The organism is Erwinia sp. 1181_3, assembly GCF_052824965.1.
In genome coordinates this window covers 1-1,221 of the sequence record NZ_VTDE01000030.1, presented here as the reverse complement: position 1 = coordinate 1,221, position 1,221 = coordinate 1, and the positions used below count along the sequence as shown (strand labels likewise).

1 protein-coding gene is annotated in these 1,221 nt (G+C 53.7%); it reads right to left on the bottom strand.

Features of this window, described 5'->3' with window-relative positions:
- Positions 1 to 29 precede the first annotated feature (29 nt).
- A protein-coding gene (locus FY046_RS23610; RefSeq protein ID WP_103972539.1) for an IS3-like element ISRaq1 family transposase occupies positions 30 to 1,150 on the bottom strand; the annotation gives its coding sequence in 2 pieces (ribosomal slippage) (positions 30 to 892 and positions 892 to 1,150; 1,122 coding nt in all).
- Positions 1,151 to 1,221: the final 71 nt, after the last annotated feature.

Below are 1,221 nucleotides of genomic sequence, written 5' to 3'. Positions count from 1 at the left end.
TGACCTGCCCCCAGGATTAGATACAACCGTCAGTTAGTAATGTCGGTTTGTTTACCTTCACATTTTCCATTTCGCCACCGTGCTGCAAGCTCTGATGGCGTCAGATAATTCAGTGCCGAATGTGGACGACACTCGTTATAATCCTGCCTCCAGTCGTTAATGGTTTTCCTGGCGTGAACGATATCGCTGAACCAGTGTTCGTTCAGACACTCATCGCGAAAGCGTCCGTTAAAACTCTCAATAAATCCGTTCTGCGTTGGCTTACCTGGCTGGATAAGCCGTAGTTCCACACCATGCTCAAAGGCCCATTGATCGAGCGCGCGGCAGGTAAATTCCGGGCCCTGATCGGTTCTTATTGTCGCCGGATAGCCCCGAAACAACGCGATGCTGTCCAGAATACGCGTGACCTGAACGCCTGAAATACCGAAAGCAGCGGTGATCGTCAGACACTCCTTCGTGAAATCATCCACACAGGTCAGGCACTTGATCCTGCGACCGTTGGCCAGTGCGTCCATAACGAAATCCATCGACCATGTAAGGTTCGGCGCATCCGGGCGAAGAAGCGGAAACCGTTCGGTCGCCAGCCCTTTACGGCGTCGTCTGCGTCTTACGCTCAGTCCATTAAGGTGGTAAATACGGTATACCCGCTTGTGATTGACGTGAAGGCCCTCCCTACGCAGCAACTGCCAGATACGCCGATAACCAAAACGTCTGCGTTCAAGCGCCAGCTCAGTAATACGCCCTGATAAATGTGCATCAGCAGCCGGACGCTGAGCATCATAACGGCAGGTCGACAGGGACAAACCTGTAAGCCTGCAGGCACGGCGTTGCGACAGACCGGTCGCATCACACATCAACATCACGGCTTCCCGCTTCTGGTCTGTCGTCAGTACTTTCGCCCCAGAGCCACCTGAAGCGCCTCCTTATCCAGCATGGCTTCGGCAAGCAGCTTCTTGAGCCTGGCGTTCTCTTCCTCAAGCGACTTCAGGCGCTTAACCTCGGGCACCTCCATACCGCCATACTTCTTACGCCAGGTGTAAAAGGTGGCGTCGGAAATGGCGTGCTTACGGCAGAGCTCACGGGCAGAAACCCCGGCTTCAGCCTCGCGGAGGATACTGATGATCTGTTCGTCGGAAAAACGCTTCTTCATGGGGATGTCCTCATGTGGCTTATGAAGACATTACTAACATCGTGGTGTATTAATCAACGGGGAGCAGGTCA